Annotated in this window: 21 protein-coding genes and 1 other RNA gene; 8 read left to right on the forward strand and 14 right to left on the reverse strand. The window is 44.8% G+C overall.

What is annotated here, in order from left to right; all coding sequences use genetic code 11:
- The first annotated feature begins 34 nt into the window (after nucleotides 1-34).
- Nucleotides 35-748 (forward strand): DUF429 domain-containing protein, encoded by a 714-nt coding sequence (locus tag AC6R00_RS04535; RefSeq protein WP_500639471.1) that lies wholly within the window; start codon nucleotides 35-37, stop codon nucleotides 746-748.
- Nucleotides 749-821: 73 nt separating this feature from the next.
- On the opposite strand, the gene AC6R00_RS04540 is transcribed toward AC6R00_RS04535, so the two are convergent.
- A complete protein-coding gene (locus AC6R00_RS04540; RefSeq protein ID WP_486794498.1) occupies nucleotides 822-1,781 on the reverse strand; it encodes an L-threonylcarbamoyladenylate synthase in 960 nt (319 codons plus the stop codon).
- 198 nt (nucleotides 1,782-1,979) lie between these two features.
- On the opposite strand from AC6R00_RS04540, the gene lhgD reads away from it, so the two are divergent.
- Nucleotides 1,980-3,212, forward strand: coding sequence for an L-2-hydroxyglutarate dehydrogenase (lhgD, locus tag AC6R00_RS04545; RefSeq protein WP_500639472.1), 1,233 nt, complete (start codon nucleotides 1,980-1,982; stop codon nucleotides 3,210-3,212).
- Here lhgD and AC6R00_RS04550 read toward each other — a convergent pair.
- The 3 genes from AC6R00_RS04550 to AC6R00_RS04560 form a co-directional block, all read right to left on the reverse strand.
- Nucleotides 3,196-4,347, reverse strand: coding sequence for an amidohydrolase (locus tag AC6R00_RS04550; RefSeq protein ID WP_500639473.1), 1,152 nt, complete (start codon nucleotides 4,345-4,347; stop codon nucleotides 3,196-3,198). The genes lhgD and AC6R00_RS04550 overlap by 17 nt on opposite strands.
- A gap of 112 nt (nucleotides 4,348-4,459) precedes the next feature.
- Nucleotides 4,460-4,870, reverse strand: a complete 411-nt coding sequence (locus AC6R00_RS04555) for a VOC family protein (protein WP_500639474.1) — start codon at nucleotides 4,868-4,870, stop codon at nucleotides 4,460-4,462.
- A gap of 120 nt (nucleotides 4,871-4,990) precedes the next feature.
- Nucleotides 4,991-6,595, reverse strand: a complete 1,605-nt coding sequence (locus tag AC6R00_RS04560) for a BCCT family transporter (protein ID WP_367937798.1) — start codon at nucleotides 6,593-6,595, stop codon at nucleotides 4,991-4,993.
- Nucleotides 6,596-7,061: 466 nt separating this feature from the next.
- On the opposite strand from AC6R00_RS04560, the gene AC6R00_RS04565 reads away from it, so the two are divergent.
- Nucleotides 7,062-8,000 carry a DUF2860 family protein gene (locus tag AC6R00_RS04565; RefSeq protein ID WP_500639475.1) on the forward strand — a complete coding sequence of 313 codons (939 nt, stop codon included), beginning with the start codon at nucleotides 7,062-7,064 and terminating at the stop codon, nucleotides 7,998-8,000.
- A 23-nt stretch (nucleotides 8,001-8,023) separates the two neighbouring features.
- Nucleotides 8,024-9,034: an alpha/beta hydrolase family protein gene (locus AC6R00_RS04570; protein ID WP_500639476.1), complete on the forward strand. Its 1,011-nt coding sequence runs from the start codon at nucleotides 8,024-8,026 to the stop codon at nucleotides 9,032-9,034.
- Between the two features lie 271 nt (nucleotides 9,035-9,305).
- Here the strand turns inward: AC6R00_RS04570 and manA are convergent, their stop codons facing one another.
- The 5 genes from manA to uhpT all read right to left on the reverse strand — a co-directional run bounded on the left by manA (nucleotide 9,306) and on the right by uhpT (nucleotide 15,608).
- A complete protein-coding gene (manA, locus tag AC6R00_RS04575; RefSeq protein ID WP_500639477.1) occupies nucleotides 9,306-10,514 on the reverse strand; it encodes a mannose-6-phosphate isomerase, class I in 1,209 nt (402 codons plus the stop codon).
- A 105-nt stretch (nucleotides 10,515-10,619) separates the two neighbouring features.
- The gene (locus tag AC6R00_RS04580; protein ID WP_500639478.1) at nucleotides 10,620-11,960 is read right to left on the reverse strand and encodes an MFS transporter; all 1,341 of its coding nucleotides are present in this window, start codon (nucleotides 11,958-11,960) and stop codon (nucleotides 10,620-10,622) included.
- Nucleotides 11,961-11,965: 5 nt separating this feature from the next.
- Nucleotides 11,966-13,465 carry a signal transduction histidine-protein kinase/phosphatase UhpB gene (gene uhpB / locus AC6R00_RS04585; RefSeq protein WP_500639479.1) on the reverse strand — a complete coding sequence of 500 codons (1,500 nt, stop codon included), beginning with the start codon at nucleotides 13,463-13,465 and terminating at the stop codon, nucleotides 11,966-11,968.
- Entirely contained in the window at nucleotides 13,465-14,073 is a 609-nt protein-coding gene (gene uhpA, locus AC6R00_RS04590) for a response regulator transcription factor UhpA (RefSeq protein WP_500639480.1), read from the reverse strand. Before uhpA ends, uhpB begins: the two co-directional genes overlap by 1 nt.
- A gap of 137 nt (nucleotides 14,074-14,210) precedes the next feature.
- A complete protein-coding gene (uhpT, locus tag AC6R00_RS04595) occupies nucleotides 14,211-15,608 on the reverse strand; it encodes a hexose-6-phosphate:phosphate antiporter UhpT (RefSeq protein WP_239855578.1) in 1,398 nt (465 codons plus the stop codon).
- Nucleotides 15,609-16,085: 477 nt separating this feature from the next.
- Between uhpT and AC6R00_RS04600 the strand changes: the two genes are divergently transcribed.
- On the forward strand, nucleotides 16,086-17,093 hold the full coding sequence (locus AC6R00_RS04600) for a tetratricopeptide repeat protein (protein WP_500639481.1): 1,008 nt from the start codon (nucleotides 16,086-16,088) through the stop codon (nucleotides 17,091-17,093).
- A 48-nt stretch (nucleotides 17,094-17,141) separates the two neighbouring features.
- Here the strand turns inward: AC6R00_RS04600 and ssrA are convergent.
- Together ssrA and smpB are read right to left on the reverse strand one after the other, a co-directional pair.
- Nucleotides 17,142-17,506: a transfer-messenger RNA gene (gene ssrA / locus AC6R00_RS04605) on the reverse strand.
- A gap of 67 nt (nucleotides 17,507-17,573) precedes the next feature.
- The gene (gene smpB / locus AC6R00_RS04610) at nucleotides 17,574-18,059 is read right to left on the reverse strand and encodes an SsrA-binding protein SmpB (RefSeq protein WP_004744371.1); all 486 of its coding nucleotides are present in this window, start codon (nucleotides 18,057-18,059) and stop codon (nucleotides 17,574-17,576) included.
- Between the two features lie 118 nt (nucleotides 18,060-18,177).
- Here smpB and AC6R00_RS04615 point away from each other — a divergent pair, with 118 nt between their 5' ends.
- Nucleotides 18,178-18,621 carry an SRPBCC family protein gene (locus AC6R00_RS04615; RefSeq protein WP_004744370.1) on the forward strand — a complete coding sequence of 148 codons (444 nt, stop codon included), beginning with the start codon at nucleotides 18,178-18,180 and terminating at the stop codon, nucleotides 18,619-18,621.
- Complete coding sequence (locus AC6R00_RS04620) at nucleotides 18,611-18,964, forward strand: RnfH family protein (RefSeq protein ID WP_500639482.1); 354 nt, start codon at nucleotides 18,611-18,613, stop codon at nucleotides 18,962-18,964. Before AC6R00_RS04615 ends, AC6R00_RS04620 begins: the two co-directional genes overlap by 11 nt.
- Nucleotides 18,965-19,410: 446 nt before the next feature.
- Here AC6R00_RS04620 and bamE read toward each other — a convergent pair whose 3' ends face one another.
- From bamE to nadK, 3 genes are all read right to left on the reverse strand, one after another.
- Nucleotides 19,411-19,770, reverse strand: a complete 360-nt coding sequence (gene bamE, locus AC6R00_RS04625) for an outer membrane protein assembly factor BamE (RefSeq protein ID WP_004744368.1) — start codon at nucleotides 19,768-19,770, stop codon at nucleotides 19,411-19,413.
- 174 nt (nucleotides 19,771-19,944) lie between these two features.
- Nucleotides 19,945-21,609 carry a DNA repair protein RecN gene (gene recN, locus AC6R00_RS04630; RefSeq protein ID WP_500639483.1) on the reverse strand — a complete coding sequence of 555 codons (1,665 nt, stop codon included), beginning with the start codon at nucleotides 21,607-21,609 and terminating at the stop codon, nucleotides 19,945-19,947.
- A gap of 403 nt (nucleotides 21,610-22,012) precedes the next feature.
- Nucleotides 22,013-22,897 (reverse strand): NAD(+) kinase, encoded by an 885-nt coding sequence (nadK, locus tag AC6R00_RS04635; RefSeq protein ID WP_367937807.1) that lies wholly within the window; start codon nucleotides 22,895-22,897, stop codon nucleotides 22,013-22,015.
- Between the two features lie 144 nt (nucleotides 22,898-23,041).
- On the opposite strand from nadK, the gene grpE reads away from it, so the two are divergent.
- On the forward strand, nucleotides 23,042-23,638 hold the full coding sequence (gene grpE / locus AC6R00_RS04640; RefSeq protein ID WP_272786534.1) for a nucleotide exchange factor GrpE: 597 nt from the start codon (nucleotides 23,042-23,044) through the stop codon (nucleotides 23,636-23,638).
- Nucleotides 23,639-23,885 lie beyond the last annotated feature (247 nt).

The raw sequence follows: 23,885 nt of genomic DNA on the forward strand, positions 1-23,885 counted from the left end.
TAAACTACGCTCATTAAGGCGTAGGAAAGAAATTATGAGAGCGATAGGAATAGACGGTTGCAAAGCCGGCTGGGTAATTTGGCAGGTTTCTGATGGTGCTCCCACCTGCCAGATTGTGCCTGAGATAGCAGATGCGGTACCGTTGATCCAACAAGGCGCAGCTTTGATTGATATTCCTATTGGCTTTAGTGATGCCGCTAGTCCTGACCGAGCATGTGATAAAGCGGCGCGTCGATTTTTAAGCCCCAAACGTGGCTCGTCGGTTTTCCCGGTTCCTTGCCGAGAGGCGGCTTACGCAAACACGTACCAAGAGGCGTGTGATATCAACTTCACTCGGCTTGGTAAGAAGCTATCTAAGCAAAGTTGGTTTATTTTGCCAAAGGTCAAGCAAGTTGATCAGCTGCTTAACCAATTTCCTAATCTATATCTTCGTGAGTCACACCCAGAAGTAGTTTTTGCAGCGTTAAATAATAGACAGCCATTAGACTATGGGAAGAAGAGTCAGGAAGGCTATCAAGAACGACTGGCGATCATCCAAGCCATCACTCCATTAGCGTGGGTAAGGGCTTTAGAGCATCAGATAGAATCGACATTAGTGAAACATGCCAGCCCAGATGATTTAGTGGATGCTTTTGTTTTGATGTTAGCTGCAAAGCATCCTCAGCACTTAAACCGCTTACCCGAAGTTCCAGATAAAGACTCTACAGGGCGAGTGAGGGAAATTGTTTACTGGCAGCCACAAAGCTAATAACAGGTGAGCGCAATCAAAAACGCCAGAAGATAGGACTTCTGGCGTGTTGTTTTAATTTATTGGCCTGAGCTTAAAGCTTAGATTGTGCTCGACTTAATCTATCATGAACAGCCAACCACTCGTCTGAGATGGGTGGATGTTCAACCCAGATCTCTTCGCAGCCCCATTTATCAGCATCATCTAACGCGCGATAAAGGTCATGAGAATAATCAGCCACATTTGATGGCATTTGCTTGGACTTAAAGCTTTGGTTTTCAATCGCCGAAATATGCAGGCAGGCAATGTTACTCCCTTCAGCGTTTTCAATCTCAGCAAGGTCAACCAAACGTACTCTGGTATTAGGTTGGTAGTGGCTAGTGACATTTCCCGGAACGGCAACAGTGTGTGCCTTCGGTGACAGCACTTCTTCGCCCAGCGTTTCTGATAGTTGCGCTGCTGTCACCGGACCGCTGCGCAAAATACGGAAAGGTTTTTGGGTTAGGTCAATGATGGTTGACTCTAGACCATGAGCACAGTTACCTCCGTCGAGTACAGCCGCAATTCTGCCACCTAAAGAGTTGAGCACATGCTCGGCTGACGTTGGGCTGAGCTTTTTATATGGGTTTGCTGAAGGTGCTGCAACAGCCATACCTGAAGATTTTAGCAATGTAGCAAACACTTCATGAGCTGGCATGCGAATGCCTATGGTGTCTAAACCGCCGGTTACCACTGGTGTCGCTTGGTCAGCTTTATTGAGCAGTACAGTCACAGGCCCAGGCCAGTAAGCTTTGGCAATGGTGTATGCTTCTTGAGGAATGTCTTTTGCCCACTCAGACAGTTGCTCGACCTCTCCAATATGAACGATCAGGGGATGATTCGCTGGTCTACCTTTGGCGGCAAAGATCTTTTTCACCGCTTCTGGGTTTGATGCATCTGCAGCAAGGCCATAAACGGTTTCAGTCGGAATCGCAACAAGCTCGCCAGACGCGAGAATGTCTTTAGCTTGTTCGATATCTTTGCTGTCACTTGCCAAAAGGTGTTGCGTGTTCAATGTCTCTTCCTCAAACAACCAATAGGGTTAGAAAATCTAAGCGGGCTATTTTAACCATGTTTCACAAAGTTTCGACGTTTAATTGAGTATGAATTGTATCTATCGATAAGTTTTTTCTATATCAGTCGATCTTTCAATCGCTTAACGTCACGATTAATATTGGTGGCTAGGATTAGTTTGGCGGCAAGGAGCAATAGAGTGGATCAGAGTTACGATTACATTGTGATAGGTGGTGGGATAGTCGGTGTCTCGACGGCTTGGCAATTGCAAAATCGTTATCCGGACAAGTCCATTCTCTTGCTAGAAAAAGAGCAGCAACTCTCATCTCACCAAACCGGGCACAACAGTGGTGTGATTCACGCTGGTGTCTACTATGCGCCGGGAAGTTTGAAAGCGGAGCTTTGTAAGGCCGGAGTTGCAGCCACTATCGACTTCTGTCACAAACATGATATTAAGGTCGAGAATTGTGGCAAATTGCTAGTTGCAACAAGCCCAATTGAAGTCGAGCGCATGCAAGCGCTGTATACCCGTTGTCAGCAAAATGGCATAGAGGTTGAGCTGATTGAGCAGCAAGAGCTTAAAAGGCGCGAACCTAACATTGTTGGGTTGGGGGCTATTGCCGTTTCAGCCACCAGTATTGTGGATTATCGCCAAGTCACCGAGGCGATGGCACAAGAGTTTTGCCAAGGGGGCGGACAGGTGCGCCTTGGAACACCTGTGGTGAACTTACAAGAGTACTCAGATAGGGTTGAGGTCTCGGTTGTCAGTGACGGCCAGGCGCAATTACTTCGAGGTCAGTTTCTGGTCGTCTGTTCGGGGTTAATGGCCGATCGCATGACCAAGATGATGGGGCTACAAACGGATTTTCAGATCATTCCTTATCGCGGTGAATATTACCGCCTAGCGCCTAAGAACAACCAGATCGTCAACCATCTAATTTACCCAATTCCTGATCCTGATTTACCTTTTCTTGGTGTTCATCTCACTCGTATGATTGATGGCAGTGTTACAGTTGGACCGAATGCGGTGCAAGGATGGAAAAGGGAAGGTTACGCACGCATTAACTTTAGTTTTCGTGACGTGTGCGAAATGCTCTCGTTCAGTGGTTTCTGGAAACTGACGGCTAAGCATCTAAAAACGGGGTTGATTGAGACGAAAAACTCTTGGTGGAAGGCAGGCTATTTGAAATTGGTGAATAAATACTGCCCAAAAATTCGAGTTGAAGATCTTGAACCCTATCCAGCGGGGATTAGAGCTCAAGCTGTGCTAAAAGATGGCACACTAGTACACGATTTTCTGTTTGCAGAAAGCCCACGTAGTTTGCATGTGTGCAATGCCCCTTCACCCGCAGCGACCTCTTCTATCCCAATAGGTAGCTATATTTGCGACAAGATTGCGAGCAAGCAAGCTAAGACTATTCAAGACCATTAATTTGCTTAATAAGGTCGAGAAACAAAGCGTGTCCAATAGGGATTAGCTCGTCATCAAAGTCATAGTCAGGGTTATGTAGCTGAGGAGTGTCGACACCGGCTCCCAAAGCAAACATTGCCCCTTGTTTTGCTACTGCGGTGAATTGGCCAAAATCTTCAGACCAGCGCATAGGTTCATCCAGCAAGATGTATTCCGTGGACGTGTTGCGGCACGCCTGAACGACGCGATCACAGCCTTCATTTGAGTTAACACTTGCCTGAAAAACATCATCAAAACCGAATTCTATTTCTAATCCGGTCTTGTGAGCACAATCGCGCGCGAACTTTTGTGTCACCTCTACTAAGGTGTCCATTGCTTGATTGCTCTCGCTACGAAGTGTTGCCATGACAACGGCATCTCCAGGGGCAGTACCAAAAGCCACTTCGCCAAGCTTGGCATGGATGACAGTAACCCATAGTTTATCTTCGATGCCTTGTTCGGCTAACTCTTCTGGAAGCTGGTTGAGTTTTTCGATGATCTGGCACATTGCGCTAGCGGGGCTGATACCATCCTCCGGGTGTGCTGCATGTGATGTTTTACCGCTGAGTTTAATGATGATGCCGCGAGAAGCACAATTAAAAGTCCCAGCTCGTACTGCTACCGAGCCAAGTTTTAGGCCTGGGTAGTTATGTAGCGCAAAGGCGTAGTCTGGCTTTAGGGGGGCGAATTTCTCATCGTTGACCATATCAATCGCACCAGCCCCTGTTTCTTCCGCTGGCTGAAAGCAAAGTATCACTCTTCCAGATTGCGGTTTGCGAGTCGCGAGTGTCGCGCCCAAAGCAGAGATAATCGCCATATGACCATCGTGGCCACATTTATGTGACACGCCATCAAGGATAGAGCGATGGTCAAAGGTGTTTTGTTCTTGTATTGGTAGGGCGTCTAATTCGCAGCGTATTAAAGTTGAAGGCCCTATTTCTTGACCGTGGAAGACAAATGCGACGCCATGACCACCAAGCTGAGTGTGGACTTCATCCGGCGAGAAACTTTCAAACACGCGAGTTATACGCAGAGCCGTTTGTTGCTCTTGATGTGAAAGTTCAGGGTGCTGATGAATGTTTTTTCTAAGCTGAGTAAGTTGGGGGAGATCTAACATGCGCTATCCATACACTTTTTAACCAGTGAAATACTATACGCTGAGGCTAAAAACAGTATGTTGATGAGGTTCTAACTATCTAAATCCGAGTGGCTTTCTAATTGGTGGTCATTTAAAAGGGTTTAAGTTCCACAACATTGCCCTCAGGATCCTCTACGTAAACAGAGCGACCGTACCCTTGTGCGCCGTATCGTTCGGCAAAGCCTGATGTAGTTATATTGTGTTGCTTTAGATAGTCGAGTAATTCCTCTTCCTCAAATGCGGACACTTGCAGACAGAAATGGTCAACGTTTCTACCGTTTTGTTGTGGCGCTTTGCCCCCCATTCGACCTAGCTCACTATCAACTGTCACTATGTCAATTAATGCGCTCCCCGCTCTGAGTTGGGTAAGCCCAATATCGAGCTTTTCTCGTTCAATCACGCAGCCAAGAATGTCTTGATAAAAGTGCACCATGTTATCGAGCTGGCTCGTTCGCAGCACAATATGATCGAGTGCGATGATGTTGATAGGCCGTTTACTCATTGATTGCTGCCTCCTCTAAAGCAATAAATTTAGTATACGCAGTTGTGGAAGAGGTGATCGATTGTGAAAAATAAAAAAGGGCGCTAGAAATAGCGCCCATTGAGTTTGTCTCGCTTAGAGTTAGGCCGTTACTTGTCGAGTCGAAGACTGATAAGCCGGTAGCTCTGAGCGCAAGCCTTTGATTAGGCTGACACACATTACAAGTAGAACAAGAGTGAAAGGAAGACCTGTTGCAACAACTCCAGATTGAAGCGCTTGCAATGCCTCTTTACCACCAATCCAAAGCATAACCGCTGCAATCGAGCCTTCAATACATGCCCAGAAGATACGTTGTGGGACAGGTGCATCAATTTTGCCACCAGCGGTGATACTGTCGATAACGAGTGAACCAGAGTCTGAAGAGGTAATAAAGAACACCAAAATTAGGACAATTGAAAGCACAGAAATGACTGAGCTGTATGGCAGAGCATCATAAACCTGGAACAAGGTCAGCGAAATATCGGTTAAGCCATTCGCACCAAGTTCACCCACTTGGTTGACGACCTGATCAAGAGCAATACCGCCAAATACCGACATCCAAATAAGCGTCACTGTGGTTGGAATAATGATCACCGCAAACAGGAATTCACGTACGGTTCGACCTTTTGATACGCGCGCGATGAACATACCAACAAATGGTGACCAAGATACCCACCAAGCCCAATAGAACACCGTCCAACCGTGCATCCAGCCAGTATCCTCGCGGCCGTGAGGGTTACTTAGCGGGATAATGTTTTGCGCATAAGCAATGGTCGTGTCCCAAAGTGACAGCATTGCAGTGTCAAAACTGATGAACAATACAAACGCAAGTAAAGCAAAAGCAATCACCATGTTGATGTTGCTTAAAAGCTTAACGCCTCCATCGATACCGCGAATAACAGAGAGTACCGCAATGCAGGTCACGAAAGTGATCACAATCATCTGCATACCGATGCCACCATCAAGACCAAATACATGGTTGATGCCGCTGGTGGCTTGCTGTGCGCCTAAACCTAAAGAAGTGGCTAATCCAAACAAAGTAGCGAGGACGGCGAGAATATCGATTACATGACCTAGCCAACCCCAAGCTTTATCGCCAAACAGTGGGTAGAAAGACGATCGTAGTGAAAGTGGTAGTCCTTTATTAAAGGCAAAGAAGGCCAAAGATAGCGCCACAATAGCGTAGATTGCCCAACCGTGAATACCCCAGTGGAACATAGTGGCACCCATAGCAAGTGCTTTCGCGTCGTCACTATATGCTTCCGCGTTAAGCGGCGTACCGTACCAATCAGTAAAGTAGGCTGTTGGCTCGGCAACGCTCCAGAAAAGTAACCCTATTCCCATACCAGCTGCAAACAGCATGGATAACCATGAAATGGTCGAGTGCTCGGCTTTGGCATCGATTCCACCAATACGGATCTTGCCTAGAGGGGAGAGTAGGAGCACTGCGGCGAATAAAATGAAGAAGTTTGCAGACCACATAAAGAAGGAGTCAAAATCTACAATAATGCTGTTTTTAAGACCGTTCAGAGCGTCTCGAGCAGTAGTTGGGTCAACAATTAAAAGAGTCAGTAGACAAAGGATCACAAGGCCAGCACTAATCCCAAATACCGGATTGTGGATATCGAATCCCCACTTTTGTACGTTGTCTTGTCCAACTTGATAATCAGTGGTTTCGATACTGTATTTTTTTAATGCATTTTCCATAAATACAAGGTTTACGTTTTTATAATGTGTTTCACTTTTTCAAGAAAAACACTAAAAGCGCCCTCCATTTGTTTTGAGTTCAAAGTAATTTTTGCGGCGCAACTATAACCTTTAGTGTGACATGGTGCAAATTTGATTCATTTGTGTAGATTTGTTGTACGTAGATTGATTTGCTGTCTAATTATTTGATGTGTAAGTTTTACTTCGTTTTTTGTATAGAAAATAGCTGAAAATTCGCTTTGATTTTACTGCTCCCGACAGTTTCTTTTTCAGGGTGATCTCGCCAAAACCGTATTCAGTAACCTTATAAAAAGTGAACGACGTTCTGTTCTTTATCTCTTAAATCAGCAATTTGGGACACTTTTTTTATTCTGCATTGTGAAATATTTCTTTTGTGAATTTATTGGGCCCTTCTTATTGCTTGCGGCGATGGTCCACTTTGTGTATTTCATAATTGGAGAAAACTGTGGAAAAGAAACTGCCTATAACGGTGAGCATATTTATGACTTTCTTATCGTTTCATTCTAATAGCTCTGAGCAAGGTATTTCTGGGGAGCTTGGGCTATTTGCTCAATACCAGGAAACAAAAAGTAACTTATCAACTGGGAGTGATAAGGCTTTAACATCGCTGAAAAATGAGGGTGCGTCCGTATCAGAAAGTAGTGTATTTCCATTGGGGAGCATTCAATATCAGTGGGGCAATCATCTGGTATTTATTGGTCAGAGCGAAGATACGTTTGTGCGAGGTGTGCTTGCGTTGGAGCTAGGATATAGGAATCAAATCAATAGAAACTCATCATTATCTGTCGCGATTGCCCCTACGGTTCAAGACGGAGAAGTGTGGTCAAACCCCTATCTAGTCAACGATAAACGTGCAAAAACGGAAACTAAAGGTAATGTCTATCGAATAAAGTATGAGCACCAGATCCTGACTATGGATTTCGCCTATTATGATCGAAAAATTGACACTGAAGCATCACCAAATAAAGAACTAAACAGGGAAGGAACGGGCTATTTTTCTAAGCTTGCGATTTCACTTCCCTTGTCTACGTCTGCGTTAATCGAGCCGAGTGTTTTTTATCAAATGGATGATGCTCAAGGGAGTGCAATGGCGTTTGAAAAAATCGGTGCGGGTATCACAGCTTCGATACTGTCGGGTCATTATACGTTTGTGTTCGATGGTCGTTTTTCTACTAGTGAATATGATGCAACTCATCCAATTTTTGGTGTGACTAGAGAAGAGGATAAGCTGCATCTCGGGTTATTATTTGAGGAACGGGAGATTTTTGGAGACCCTCACATGAGTCTAATCGCGCAAGTAACTTATGAAAAGTCGGATGCCAATATCTCATTTTATGATGAAGAGGGCTTATCATTTCTTATAGGTGGTTTATATCGCTTTTAACCACACTCTTGAGGAGGAACTAAATGAGGTTAAACCACTTTTGGGCTTTATTGAGTATGTTGTTTGCGACTAACTGGTGTTACTTGGCTTTTGCGAGTGACACAAGCCAGCTTCATAGTTTTAAACATGGTGAAAATTCACTTTCAGCCTTCTATAAAGCGCCTGACAATAATGCACAGGTGAAAGGTGTTGTCATTTTTGTATCGGGTGATGGAGACATCCCTTATGACGCTTATGGCTACTACGACGCGATTTGGGAGCGACTTTTAAAATCGGGCTATGCGATATTCAGTTGGGATAAACCAGGTGTGGGTGAGTCCAGTGGAAATTGGCTTGGACAAAGCATGGCAGACCGGAGGAGTGAGGTAGAGGCTGCGATTGCTTATGTAAAGCGAACGTATCCAGACCAGTCAAGTCGGCTTGGTATTTTTGGCTTTAGTCAGGCTGGTTGGGTAGTACCTTCACTGTTGAAAGAACATCAAGATGTGTCATTTATGATCGGCGTTGGTTATTCCATCAATTGGATGGAGCAAAGCTGGTATATGACACAACTACGATTAAAGCGTGAAGGTGTATCGGAGGCTGAATTCCTGAACGCCAAAAATCAGCATTTGGCAGAGCACTCTTTTTGGAAAGGGGATCCACGCTATGCTGATTACTTACAGACGCTTGATGATAGTGACGATGTTATGAGCGAAGCACGCTTCTATTTTGTGAAAAGAAACGTCAGCTCGGATTCAAGTAAAGACTTTGCAGGTATTGAAAAGCCACTGCTAGTGCTTCTGGGTGAAAATGATGAGTTAGTTGATGTTGAGAATACTTACCAAGTACTTACCTCAATCTTTGATAAAAGCCAAAATACCACAATTAAGCTAATACCTAACGCAACTCATAGTTTACTTAAGTACCCTGAAATTAACAGTCAGACCTCAAGCCTAAGTCTGCTGTTTAAACTATGGTTCTGGGGAGAGAGTATCTACGCCCCTCAATTTCTAAAAAGTATTGAGGAGTGGTTACTTACGCTGGACACCTAGTGTGGAGAGTAGGTGCAATGCGGCGAACAAAATGATTAAGTTTGCTAACCACATAAAGAAGGAATCAAAATCTCTAATAATGCTGTTTTTAGGACCGTTCAGAGCGTCTCGAGCAGTCGTTGGGTCAACAATTAAAAGAGTCAGTAGACAAAGGTTTACGTTTTTACAATGTGTTTCACTTTTTCAAGAAACCACTAAAAGCGCCTATTGAGCAAAATAGGCGCGTTTGGTCTTTGTTTTAGCTGGTTGAAATCGTTAATGTTTAGTGATTTTAACCATTAAAAGCACGAGCTACTCGACCTTCACTACTGATGGTGTATTGCTTAACGTAAGCAGGTACGAAAGCTGATTGCCCTTTACCCAGTATCAGAGTTTCTCCGCTGTCAGCATGTAGCGTTAGATCACTATCAATTGACATGAGAATTTCTGCACTCGACATTTGCACTGGTTGCTGTTGTGGAGCGCGGTAGATTGAAAACTTGAAATCTTGTACAGGAACAGGGAAGTGATGCTCACAACCTTTTACTTCAGCATGTGTAAGCAGAGAGTTGATTGACTTAGGAATAAAATCCGTACATTTGACTAGTTCTTCAACATCCATGTGTTTTGGGGTTAACCCTGCACGCAACACATTGTCGGAGTTCGCCATAATCTCGAGGCCAGTACCTTTGATGTAGGCGTGAGGAGTTCTGGCACTTAGGAACATGGCTTCCCCGGCCTTAAGAGTAATGACATTAAGCAGAAATGGTGCGAACAAGCCGACATCATTCGGGTATTGCTGTGAAAGAGACAAAATGAGTTCACAAGTCGCACAGGTATTGTTCGATGCTGCATAGCTAAGTAGATGCTCAAGAGCATTGGTTTTGCGCTCTTCTTGCATCGATAGTAGCTCTACAAAGAAAGTACACAAACCCTCTTGGTTTGGATTGCGTTCAAACTGAGCTAAATATTCGCTGATCTCAGGAATGTCACACTGCTTGAAAGCGTCAATGATTTCATAAAATGGGCGAAAACCGTTCATCGCTTGGTAGTCGGTGAGTGCGTAAACGAGCTCAGGCTTGTGGTTGGCGTCTTTGTAGTTACGATTGAAGGCGCCTAGCGGGATACCAAGCTTTTGTTCGTTTGCATAGCCCTGTTCTGCATCTTGCTTGTTAGGGTGTACCTGAATCGACAAGGCTTTATCGGCCGCAAGAATTTTGAAAAGATAAGGCAAGTCGCCATAAATGTTTGACGTGTTTTGCGATAAGAATGCTGATGGGTTTGGCTTGATCAAATCTGACAGCGAAATACTGTCACCTTCTTGTTTGATCATCGAGCAACCATTTGGGTGAGTGCCCATCCAGACTTCGGCTTGCGGCTGCTGCTTGTCGTTGGCGAAACCAAACAAACCTTGGATGGCAGTACGGCTTCCCCAGTCGTAGTTTTGGATCTTGTTGTCCATTTTGAAGAAGCTTTTTGGTGAAATAGTATTCAAAATCATAAATTTTACCCGTAGAAAACCCTCCGAACTGAATCGGAAGCAAAAAAGAGTGGAGGTAGTTGGGTGAGCGGTTAACTCACCCTAAGATGTGTAGCGTGGTGGTCGCTATAATCGAAGCTTTGGCGCCAGAGGTTTGCGTGAAGGCTGCGCCTGAAGAAAGGGCAGTAACAGTAAGCCAATAACGGCGGCACACACCGATATAGTGATGAAGAATCCGGTCCAGCCATATTCTTCAAGAATCAGTGCTAACGGGTAGCCCGATAATGCTGCTCCCATATAGGCGAACAATCCGACAAAACCTGTTGCGGCGCCTGCCGAGTCTTTGTGTGAACATTCTGCTGCAGCCATACCAATCAACATCTGAGGACCAAACACAAAGAAGCCAATGGAGAAAAGCCCAGCCGCTTGAAAGGCGAAATTAGTCAAAGGCATTAACCATAAAGCGGCAACCGACAAGAAAATACCCGCGGCAAATAGCAGATTCATAGGGCCGCGATTACCGCCGAACAGTTTGTCAGAACCCCAACCCGCAACAAGAGAGCCGACAAAGCCGCCGATTTCAAACATAGACAGCGCAGCGTTGGCATTAATTAAACTGTAATAGTGTTGCTCTGTTAGGTATAAGTTTCCCCAGTCATTAATCGCAGTTCGAACGATGTAAACCAGCACATAGCTAAAAGCGAGCAACCATATGTATTTATTGCTGAATACGTATTGCTGCAAGATCTCTTTGTAGCTAAGGCCATGTCCGTGATTTTCTTGGGCGAGTTCCAATCCGTCGTTTCGCCATTGCCCTACGGTCGGTAAACCTAGTGTGGTGGGTTTATCTCTTAAACGCCAGCAGACGATAATACCGAGAATAACCCCGATAATACCAGGAATGATAAAGCCTTCACGCCAGCTATAGTGGAGGATGATAAAGCCAACAAGCAGTGGGATCAGTGCACCGCCGACGTTGTGTGCGGTATTCCAGATTGCCCACATAAAGCCACGTTCTGAACGGGAATACCAAGTAGTGAGAAGTTTAGAGCACGAAGGCCATCCCCATCCTTGAAACCATGCGTTCATTACCCATAATGCCGCTAATGTCACCAATGAGCTTGAGAAACCAAAAGCAATGTTGATCAATCCGGTCGCAATCAAACCGACTCCCATGAAAAAGCGTGGGTTAGAACGGTCAGAAATGGTGCCTGAAATGAACTTTGACAGCCCGTAAGTGATGTAGAAAAGGGTGCCAATTAAGCCTATATCACCTTTATCTAGCCCTAGGTCGACAATCATTGCAGGTGCAGCGTAGTTGAATGTTTTACGGGTGAAGTAAAAGCCCGCATAGCCAAGGTACATACCAACCATGATATGCAGACGCCAGTAACGATAGCGTTCATCAACTCGAATTTTACTAAGCGGAGCTTGGTTATAGCTCGGCGATTGAAATAGGCCAAACATGCTGGTTATACCTTAGGTAAGGTGATGGCGATGTGTGTACCATCAACATGATCGTTTAAGGAGTAGATATACATTTTGCCGCCAAGTGCTTGAACTCGCTCTTGCATACCACGGACACCCATTCCTTTCATACAGTCTTCAGCTTTAAAGCCTATACCGTTGTCTGCGATGTTCAGTGACAAGTCATCTTCGATTGATAGTTCGATAACGATCGACGTTGCGTTGGCGTATTTGGCGGCGTTGTTTAACGCTTCCTGACATAGGCGGAAAAGGGTCACGTTTAATGTGTCACTTAACGAGCCGTAATCACCGCTCCAATCAAGTACGACGCGAGTACCGTGATTATCGAACTCCATTTCACGAGTTAGCTGTTGGACAGATTCTTTGAGATCCAAATCATCGAGCATTTTTGGTCTTAGTTTGCTAAGCAAGTGTTTAGTTGTGTCATACACGTTCAATGAAAGGCTCTCTATCATATCCGCAGAGCGAGTATTCATTTCAGCGTTATCGACTCGCTTAATAATGCTGGCTTGAGTTCGAATTGCGGTGATGTTTTGACCAATTTCGTCGTGCAGCTCTCGCGCCACATCACGACGGACTGATTCTTCGGCTTGTATTAGTTGGCGAGATAGCGTCTGATTGCGAGATAGTTCTCCACGTAATTTTTGGTTGAGATCTTTCTGCTTTTGCACGGCTAGACCGAGCATAATTCCAGTTAGAGTTTGAGCTGAAATAGATAAAAGGAGATCGGTAATCTCTAAGTTAGATACACCGCTTTTCGCAGCAATGAGTGCAATACTATTGAGCATGGTGGCAAGCAGTGCTCCCTGCCATCCATAACGCAGAGCGAGCACTATGATTGGAATCGCCATACAGAAAGGGGCAAATCTTTTTAGCTCGTCGGGCAAACTGGTTTGAATCAAAATACTGGCAATTAGAAGTAGGGCGTACAGCAAGATATGACGCACTTTGAACTCAACATTGTTTGCTAGCAAATTAGACGTGATCGGTGACCATGGGCTTAGAAACAGATAATTCCAAAGCAGATAGCACATCGGCAAGATCATTAACCCTCCAGCAATACTCGCTAGCCAGAGCATGTAGACCGATTCAACATGAAAGCCGACCGCGGCGACATTGATACAAGATGTGATCAGGATAACAACCGCCATTACAGCAAGGTGCTGGTTTTGATTGCCGGTATAGTATTTCTTTGCGAGGTGAACCAATGGAATGCTTAACACACTGGCGACAAGGACCATCAACCATTGCGGCTGTTCTAAAAGCATCGCCAGCGCGATAGTTAGCCCCCATTCTGCTAGGTATATCGTCACCCAGTATTTAGAGCGAGTGTGCAGAGTAATGCCTAGACGAAGCGCAAACGGAAACAGCAAGATAGCAAGTTCAGCATCGTTGACAAAATAGTAGGCGATGACCCACAGGCAAAACCATGCACAAGCTGTCATGAATAGGCCGCAAATGGATGTCGCAAGGTAACTACGCATTACAGGGGCTCTTGAGAAAACAGCTTTGCGAGCTCGACGTTATTTTTAACCCCAAGCTTGTCGAGAGCATTAGAACGATGAACGTGAACCGTTTTATGACTAAGTCCAAGCTCAACCGCGACAGATTTCACATCCAACCCTCGGGCAAGTAGTTGGCACACCTCGCTTTCTCTACGCGTGAGTTGAGTCAGCGTGGTCGATTTATCACTTGGAGTGGCTAATTTTAGGGCAATATCTGGTGTCAGGTAGCAGCCACCAGAAGCACTGGTTCTAACTGCTTGAACCAGCTCATCGGGACTACAGCGTTTGCTAAGGTAGCCCTTCGCACCAAGCTTTAGTGACTTTTCTACCATAGCTGGAGAGTCGTGAACGCTTAACATTACGCAAGCGATGCCGGAGGGAATTTCGTCTAGTAGGGTAAGCCCACTTTCGTCTGCCATCGAGATATCTAAAATGACAACATCAGGCTTGCAAGCAGGCAAGCCAATGCGAGCCTCCGCAACTGAGCTAAATTCGCCCACAACGCTCATGTCTGTTTCTAAACTCAATAGTTGAGCGAAACCAGAACGAACAATGACATGGTCATCAACTAGCGCTACGTTAATCATTATAAATACCCAAATATCGTGATAAGCAAACGAAAATGAGCTCTCAAAGAGCTCAAAGAAAAATTCGCCATGATACTAAATTGAACTGCTTAATTTAATGATCTTGCGCGCCTTGGCTGGCAAAGCGCGCTTTGGGATCAAGATTGGCTTTCTGCCAGTTCAAGTTTCTTCTTGTTTTGGCGGATCTTTTTCTCTTCTGCAATCGCAACGAAAGCAAGCAAAGTGATACAGATAAACGCTGAAGTATCGAGGGCCGCAAAGGTACCTTTCCAACCAGTTAGGCCGAAAATTGGGGTTCCATCGGCTATCATGCCTAAACCTAATTTGGCAAAACTATCACCGATTAAGTAGGCAAATGTGCCTTTCACACCGTCTGCCACACTGATGGCTTTCTTAGGGACAAAACCAACCGCTGCAACACCGATTAAAAGTTGTGGACCAAACACCAAGAAACCAAGGACGAACAGAGACGCCAAGTACATAAACTCGCTAGTAGCGTGTTGATAAAATTCTAGTGAAACAATGATTAAGCCCAGAGAAACACAAGCCACTAAAGCACGGCGACCATTTGCGAGATCGGATAGGTAACCCCACATCAACGTACCGACTAGAGCACCGACCTCAAACAGAGTGAAGCCAGAGATAGCTGTTTCTTTGGATAGGCCAAGTTCTTGGTAAGCGTAAACGGTAGACCATTGGTCGATACCAATACGTACGATGTAAAGGAAGATATTGGCAAAGCAAAGTAGCCAGATGACTTTGTTTTTCAGGACGTACTCAACAAAGATCTCTTTCTTGGTCATTTGATTTTCTTCAGCCGCTTCGTCTTCTTCGCTCACTGCTTCATCAAATAATTCTTCCACTTTACCTAAACCGTAGGCTTCAGGAGAGTCGTTACCATAGCGCATACCAATGAAACCGACGATGATGGCAATGATAGAAGGGAAGACGAACATGCCGATTACATGACCATCGAAGAGGTAGTTCGCACCAAATAGAGCCACACCTGCAGCGCCCGCGCCGCCAACGTTGTGCGACATATTCCACAGGCCTAGGTATGAACCGCGTTTGTTACGAGGCGTCCATTTGGTAATGGTTGAGTAACTAGAAGGTCCCCCCGTACTTTGGAAGAAACCACTTAGAGCGTAGAAGGCCACCATTAAGAAAAGGCTAGCGCTGCCACCACCCATACTGAAGCTGAAACCAAGCATAGCCAAACCAGAAAGGATAAGCATAAAAGGAAGGAACTGCTTGGTGTTTTTGCCATCAGCGTAGTAAGAAACGACTGTCTTACCAATACCGTAAGTAATCGAGAAGCCAAGTCCTATCAAGCCTAAGTCAGTCATCGACAAGCCGTAAGTTGAAATCATGTCGTTTTGCGCGACATTGAAGTTTTTACGGATCAAATACATGGTTAAGTAGCCAATAAATACTACTAAGTAAGATTGGATAAATGGCTTAAACCACATTTTTCTGCGGGCTTCGACGGGAAGGTCGAGGGTAGGTTTCCGGACTTGTTCCAGGAATTTTAACATCATCAACTCTCTTCTATTTGGGTGATGCACAGAGTGCTCTATTCTTTTTTCTGCCAGCGATTTTATAGAGTCGCTTTGTTAACCACATGAGAGGAGGGCTTAGATCGGCTAGGAAAAATTCCTAGTAACCACTGAATAGCGTGTAAAGCGTGAAAATCGTCACGTTCTTAGTGAGTGTTTTGTCGGAAGGAATGGAAACTGAACAGATTTCGGTTGAGGGATTGCCTCTAATGCAACATATCTAGTGTATGCACCAGTTGCAGAGATGCACGTTTTCGACAGAGACAAAGTGAAAGAGGTTCCCTATATGACAACTTCTATCTTGGCTTTATGAGAACGATTGCATTGGATGAAACTGAACTATTGTGTGAGTTTGTTTGCATAAAATTTACTGGCTTTAGATTTTTGCAATCAATGAAATATAGGATGTGTTTGGAAAAATAAATACAAATAATCAATAGGTTAAATCAGGTTGTTATGAACAAATTCCGATGCACTATCCTCACATGTTTTTCGTTATTAATGTCCACTCAGGCGCTGTCTTATGATCTTAGCTGGGAGCTGTTTGAAGGTGATGACCTCGCGCTGCTAAAAGAGGCTGAAACGTCAAGCGACCCAGAAGTACTCTATAAAGCGGCTAACTTGTTGATAGATGAGTCTGTTATGCAAGCGAATATAGACAGAGCTCATGAATATCTAGAACAAGCACTAAAGTCAGGTCATGATGGCGCTGAAACTCTGAAAGCAGATTTAGAGTATTCGGATGGTAACTATGAAGAGGCACTCTCGTGGTATCACAAAGCTGAAGATGGGCAAGATCCCTATGTGTTGTATAGCTTGGGGGTTATGTACTTTGATGGTGAAGGTACAGAGCAAGACGTCAAAAAAGGCAACGAGTACTATTTAGCCTCAGCGAAACTTGGCGATGATGACGCTATGTACCAACTCGCTTTTTCCTACAACGATGGTGTTGGAGTCGAAAAGGACTACGCCAAAGCTGCATATTGGTTTGAGCAAGCCGCAAAACAACAGAATGCTAGTGCGATCTATAACTTAGGGATCGCTTACCTAAATGGAGAGGGCGTTGAGATGAACTGCCAAAAAGCGATACAACACTTCGAGCATGCAATTGAACTTGAAGATCATACTCGCTCGGTGGCGAAACTTGGTGATATTTACTACTACCCTAAATACAAACAGCGCTGCGGCTTTAAAACGACTGATTACGCTAAGTCCTTTGAATACTTTCAAAAAGCAGCAATGCTAGATGATACTTACGCCCAATATATGGTGGGATACGCGTATCGAAATGGTCATGGTGTATTCAGTGATTTTGCCAAATCATTGGCATGGTTTGAGATTGCTCAGGAAAATGGCGATGAGGATGCTGAAAAAGAAATCCTCAATGTGAAGCAATATATGTCTAACGACGAACTCGCTAAAGCGCAGCAGTATAAAAACGAAATCATCGACGAAATTTGGTAAGTATACAAAAAAGGCGCTAACTCTATGAGTTAGCGCCTTTCCAAACGTTTGGTGCTGGCGGGAGTTGAACCCGCGTCCAAAAACCATTCATCATTGGTACTACATGCTTAGTCGATCTTTAAATTCACCAAGTACCTGCGAACCGACACGCTAGTAAATGACTATCCTGAATTATAATTCGCCGTTCATCTCTCAGGCGGGAGAATCCGGGCTAGCGCGTTTGGGTTTGATCTCTCGTTGGTCCCCGTCTTACGTGCGGAAGCTAGGGCGAGAGAGCTCTGAGCAGGTTATTAAGCTGCTAGTGCGTAGTTTTCGTCGTTTGCGACTATTTTTTTGCGGCTTTTTACGTGGCCAACCGCCCCACGGCATGCACCTCAGACTGCAAAATTCCTGTCGAATCCTAAATCAGCCCCAAAGTGTTCCTCGCATAGTACCAGAAAAGTGCAACCTGTCTAGACTTGTGCGTTTAAGTGCTCAATATTAGCGCAGTGAACTCTTCATTACGCGCGCTTTTTCGCGAGCCCAATCTTTTTCTTTAAGATCAGTACGTTTATCGTGCAGCTTCTTACCTTTCGCTACGCCGACTTTCATTTTCACCCAAGAGCGAGACCAGTATAGGGAGAGGGCCGCAAGTGTCATACCTTCGCGGTTGATTCGACCTAGTAGGTTATCAAGTTCGCGACGGCTCATTAATAATTTACGCACACGGGTAGGGTTCGCCACAACGTGTGTCGATGCTTGGTTAAGAGGGGTAATGGTCATGCCACTCACGAAGGCTTCGCCGTCACGCATAAACACGTAGCTTTCTGCGATGTTAGCTTTGCCTTGACGAAGGGCTTTTACTTCCCAGCCTTGAAGCTCCACACCTGCTTCGATTTCATCGTCGATGAAATACTCGTGTCGAGCTTTCTTATTGACAGCGATGGTATTGCTACCCGCTTTTTGTTTAGATTTTTTCTTTGCCATAATGGCTGCATTATACGGCTAGGAGTTAAGTTAGGAAATCCCTTTATTTGCGCTGAGTGCAAATAAAAGTAAAATTGCACCAAGCTTGAAGTTCAAGCAGATGTTACGAGGAGTCAATATGAAGCAAGTTAGTCGTTCTGCTTTAGTGTCGTTTAGTGCCCAGCAGATGTTCAATCTAGTGAACGATGTAGCGAGCTACCCAGAGTTTTTACCGGGTTGCTCTGGTTCGCGTGTGATTGAGTCGAGCTCGGATGCGATGGTGGCTTCTGTTGATGTTGCAAAAGCAGGGATTAGCAAAACGTTTACCACGTCGAATGAGTTGGTTGATGGTGAGGCGATCCTCATGAATTTAGTCGATGGGCCGTTTAAAACACTTAAAGGTGGATGGTTTTTTACTCCGCTTGATGAGCAGGCGTGTAAAGTCGAGCTTAAGCTTGAGTTTGAGTTTTCAAGCAAGATGATTGAAATGGCGTTTGGTAAGGTTTTTAACGAACTGACCAGTAATATGGTCAACGCTTTTACGAAGCGCGCAAAACAGGTGTACCCAGCTTATGAGTATTGAGTCTGAAATGATTCATGTTGAAGTCGTCTATGCTCTGCCGAAAGAGCAGCGCGTATTTACGCTAGTGGTTAATCAGTCAATGACCGTCGAAGAGATCATAGCTCAGTCTGGCGTGCTTGAGTTGTACCCAGAGATTGACCTAAAGAAGAATAAGGTCGGCGTATTTAGTCGTAATGTTAAGTTGGATGCTACGATCAATGATAAAGACCGCATCGAGATTTATCGTCCACTTCTAGCCGATCCAAAAGAGATCCGCCGCAAGCGAGCCGAGCAAGCCAAAGCCGCAGGTTCTGCCGATCCGGTTACGGGTGGTAAGAAAAATCCGTTGAGGAAGGAAGCTTAAAGAGCGGGAACGGACTTCGTCCTATGGATCGCTCCGCTTCTAGATAACGGGATCGGGCTTCGCCCTTCTGGAAAGCTAGAGTTGACTTCTCGACCACAGCGGAGCAACTTAGTTTTCCAGTTTTCCAGTTTTCCAGTTTTCCAGTTTTCCAGTTTTCCAGTTTTCCAGTTTTCCAGTTTTCCAGTTTTCCAGTTTTCCAGTTTTCCAGTTTTCCAGTTTTCTAGGACGAAGTACGTTCCCGCATCCCGTTTCCGTAGCTAGGCGTTCCAAACAAAAAGGGTTGACGTAATACGCCAACCCTCTAAAACTTATCCAGCTATCCAGCTATCCAGCTATCCAGCTATCCAGCTATCCAGCTATCCAGCTATCCAGCTATCCAGCTATCCAGCTATCCAGCTATCCAGCTATCCAGCTATCCAGCTATCCAGCTATCCAGCTATCCAGCTTTAGTTAATACTCTCAAAAAAGTCTTTGCTTGGCGGGAAATCGCCGGCGACATTAACGAGTTGACCTTCACCGTTGAAGTCAACGATTAGGTTTTTCTGAATTGAGTCGTTGTGACCTTCGGTATGGTGGTAGATGTAGTACCAAGTATCAGGATAACCATTTTCTACGAGCATAGGTGAGCCCATTACATAACGGACCTGCTCTTTAGTCATACCAAACTTTAATTGCTCTACTGCAGATTGCTCTACGTAGTTGCCTTGGTTGATATCAATGCGGTATACCAACTTTTCTAATAGCGAGCAGCCTGTCAGCATTGTCATAGCGAGTGGTACAGCGATAAGCCACTTTTTTAATTGCATACTTAAATTCTTGTAACTGATAAAAATCAAACTCAGCCGATAATAAACAAGCTAAGCGCTAAAGTAAAAAGCTGAGAGCATTTTGAATTGATTCAGACCATGATTTTTGAATTTGGTTGCAAAGTCGAGTCAAAATTCTTCATTGAAAGGAACTTTGACTCGAAAAAGCGGGGATTAAGCGGCGATAAGCAGCTCTTTAGCGTTGGCTAGCGTTGAATCAGTAATTTCACTTCCGCCTAGTAGTCGGGCTAATTCTGACACGCGTTGTTCATTGTCTAAGCAGTGCATCTGAGTTTCGGTTTTACCTGCTTTAGTTTGTTTCGCGACGAACAGCTGTTGGTGGCCGCAACCAGCTACCTGAGGAAGGTGAGTGACACAAAGAACTTGAGTGGATTCGCCTAGCTTGCGTAGCATCTTGCCGACCACAGCGGCTGTTGGGCCACTGATGCCCACATCGACTTCATCGAAGATCAGGCTAGGAGTATCGACTTTCTGCGCTGTTATCACTTGGATTGCTAGCGATATACGCGAAAGCTCACCACCAGAGGCAACTTTGGCAATAGGTTGCATTGGTTGCCCGGGGTTGGTTGAGACAACAAAGCACACGGTGTCCATGCCAAGTGGGGACGGGTGAGTGCCTTCATTTGATACCTCAATACGGAACTGCGCTTTTTCCATACTAAGCTCGTGCATGCTAGCCGTGATCAGCTTATTGAGTTCTTTGGCATAACGAATGCGCGATTTATGGAGCTTTTCTGACGTTGTTAGGAAGCTTTGATATTTGTTTTCTACTTCTTGTTCAAGTTCTTCTAGGCGTTCGTCCGAGCAATCAAGTGCTTCTATTTGACCGAGTAGATCTTGATGATGTTGGTAGAGTTCATCAGGCATAACATGATGCTTTCTCGCAATCGACATGACTTTAGAGAAACGCTCTTCCACGTAAGCCATACGTGCAGGATCGACATCAATGTTGTCCAAATAATTACGAAGTTCGCTATTCGCTTCTTCAACTTGAATAATAGCTTCAGCAAGCATATTGGGTAACTCAGCCAATTTTTCATCCAACTCAGCGAGCTGGATTAAGGAGTGATTGGCCGATTGCAAAATACCAAGCGCGTTAACTTCTTCACCTTCGTAAATAAGTTCGATGGCTTGTTGGCAGGTAGAGGCAAGTTCTCCACTGTTTGAGAGACGCTTGTGTTCTTGTTCGAGTTCTTCATATTCATCCTCGCCAAGAGAGAGTTCATTAAGCTCTTTGATTTGGTACTCAAGAAGTTGTTTCTGAGCTAGGTTTGCCGCACTGTTTTCTTTCAACTGCTTAAGGTTGTTGTCTGATTGTCGCCAAGATTGGTAGGCGTTACGAGTGTTCTTAAGCTGGTTAGAGTGACCTGCATATTGATCCAACATTGCCATTTGGTACTCACTTTTCATCAATTGATGATGGGCATGCTGACCATGGATGTTGATTAACAGTTGCCCCAAAGTTTTTAATTGAGAAAGTGGGACAGGACTACCGTTAATAAAAGCACGTGAGCGGCCTTCTTTACTGATGATACGGCGCAGAATACAGTCGCTACCATCTAATAAGTCGTTGTCTTCTAGCCAGCGAGTAGCATTGATATTGTTCTCTAAAGAGAAAGCCGCGCTTACTTCAGTTTTCTCTTCACCTTGACGTACCATGCTGGCTTCCGCGCGCCCGCCTAAACACAAACCGAGAGCGTCAATGGCGATGGATTTACCCGCGCCAGTTTCACCGGTAATGGTTGTCATTCCTTTGGATAGCTCTAGCTGTAGAGACTTAACAATTGCAAAATTATTAACACTTAGATGAGCCAGCATTTTGTTGTACCTGTTTAAATGAACAATACTGTATAAGAAAACAGTATATACTGTTTCTTTATACAGTAAAGTGGCGAGGGGAAAATTTTGTGATCAGGAGCGGGAACGCTTTGGTGTGAGATCGGACTTCGTCCTACGAGATGCGAGAACGCTGCGCTGATGGAAAACGGGATCGGGCTTCGCCCTTCTGGAAAGCGAGGGTTGACTCCTCAACCACAACAGAGCAACGTTAGTTATCCAGTTATCCAGTTATCCAGTTATCCAGTTATCCAGTTATCCAGTTATCCAGTTATCCAGTTATCCATAGGACGAAGTCCGTTCCTGCCTCCCGCTTCTTTAGAAAAGTTCGCCAAAATAAAAAGGGTTGACGAAATACGCCAACCCTTCAAAACTTCTCCAGCTCTCAAAACAACCGACTCGACCAGCCCAACTTGTTTCTTAATACATGGTAGTAGCTGTAATCTTTCGGGTGGATCAGCTTAAGCACATTCGGGCTTTGGTAGATGTGGACTTCGTCGCCCGGTGAGACTGGCAATGATACTTGACCGTCACAGCCTACTTCTTGCATTCCGCGGTTATCTGGAGAAACGACAAGCTTAATATGGCGCGCGCTATCGACCACAAGTGGGCGGCTAGAAAGGGTATGCGGGAACATAGGCACCAGTGAAATGGCATTTAAACTCGGTGACAGGATAGGGCCGCCACCAGAGAGTGAGTAGGCGGTTGAGCCTGTTGGCGTGGATACAATGAGGCCATCTGCTCGTAAAGAGAACGCGAAGCTATCATCGATGTAAACTTCGAACTCAATCATATGGGCGACTTGCCCAGGGTGAAGTACCGCTTCGTTAAGCGCGGCGTTGTGGCTTTTTACTTGCCCATGTCGATGCACTTCTGCTTCGAGTAAAAAGCGCTCTTCTTCGATGAACTCGCCATTCAGTACGGCTGATAAAGCTGTTTGGAAATCTTCTGGGTTTAGGTCGGTAAGGAAACCTAAATTACCTCTGTTAACACCTATGACAGAAATATCAAAGCGAGAGAGGACACGCGCAGCACCTAGCATGTTGCCATCACCACCGACGACGATCGCTAGGTCGGCAATACGCCCAAGCTGAATCAGGCTAGCGAAATCGTCACTAGGAATATCATCTAAGATCTCGCTTAATCGATCGTCGATATACACTTTATAACCTTCGCTTTGAAGCCAGGTATACAGCTCTTTATGAGTCGCTATAGCTTGCTGATCTCTTGGTTTACCAATGATGGCGATCACTTCAAAAGGTTTTTTCATAGGTTTTCCGCACCAAATAGGCTTGATTCGACAATCTTCATCCCCATAATAATGGCAAGTTAGCTATTTATGCGAATTTTTGTGTATCCCAATACGATAAACGTGATGTGTTGGGAACCAATAAAGTTGAATTCTGGAGATATCATGAGCAACGAAGAAAACAAAGTTACAGAAGAAGAGCTGGATCAAATCATCGAAGAAGCAGAGAAAGTAGAAGCGGCAGCTCAAGAAGTTGAAGCAGAGCTTGAAGAGATTGGTGATGAGAAAGACGCTAAGATTGCTCAACTAGAAGCAGCGCTACTAACAAGTGAAGCGAAAATTCAGGAACAGCAAGATGGTGTGCTACGTGCGAAGGCTGAAGTTGAAAACATGCGTCGCCGTACTGAAACTGAGATCGATAAAGCGCGTAAATACGCTCTAAACAAGTTTGCGGAAGAACTGTTGCCAGTTATCGATAACTTAGAGCGCGCAATTCAAGCCGCTGACACTGAAAACGAAGTGGTTAAGCCACTGCTTGAAGGTGTAGAACTGACGCACAAAACGTTTGTAGATACGGTTTCTAAGTTTGGTCTAAAAGAGATCAACCCTGAAGGCGAAGTGTTTAACCCAGAAATGCACCAAGCGATGTCTATCCAAGAGAGCCCTGACCACGAAGCCAATACGGTTATGTTTGTTATGCAGAAAGGTTACGAACTTAACGGCCGTGTGATTCGCCCTGCAATGGTAATGGTTGCTAAATAATCTTCACATATAACGTGTTTTAAACAGAAGAGAGGCTTAGGCCTCTCTTTTTTTATTTTCCCAGTCCGCTGTGTATGTTTGTAATAACTAATTGATTTAGTGAATAATTCTAGTTGATGGGTTTAACATAAAATTAATTTCTTATTTGAAACTTGTAACATTATCGTAAACAAGCTCTTTATTTTGTAACCTTTGTGTGTATTATGTGCGAACTCTGTCGGAAAAACCGGCGGAATAAACTATAAAA

The sequence above is a fragment of the Vibrio sp. R10-SF1-ISO8 genome, assembly GCF_059833805.1.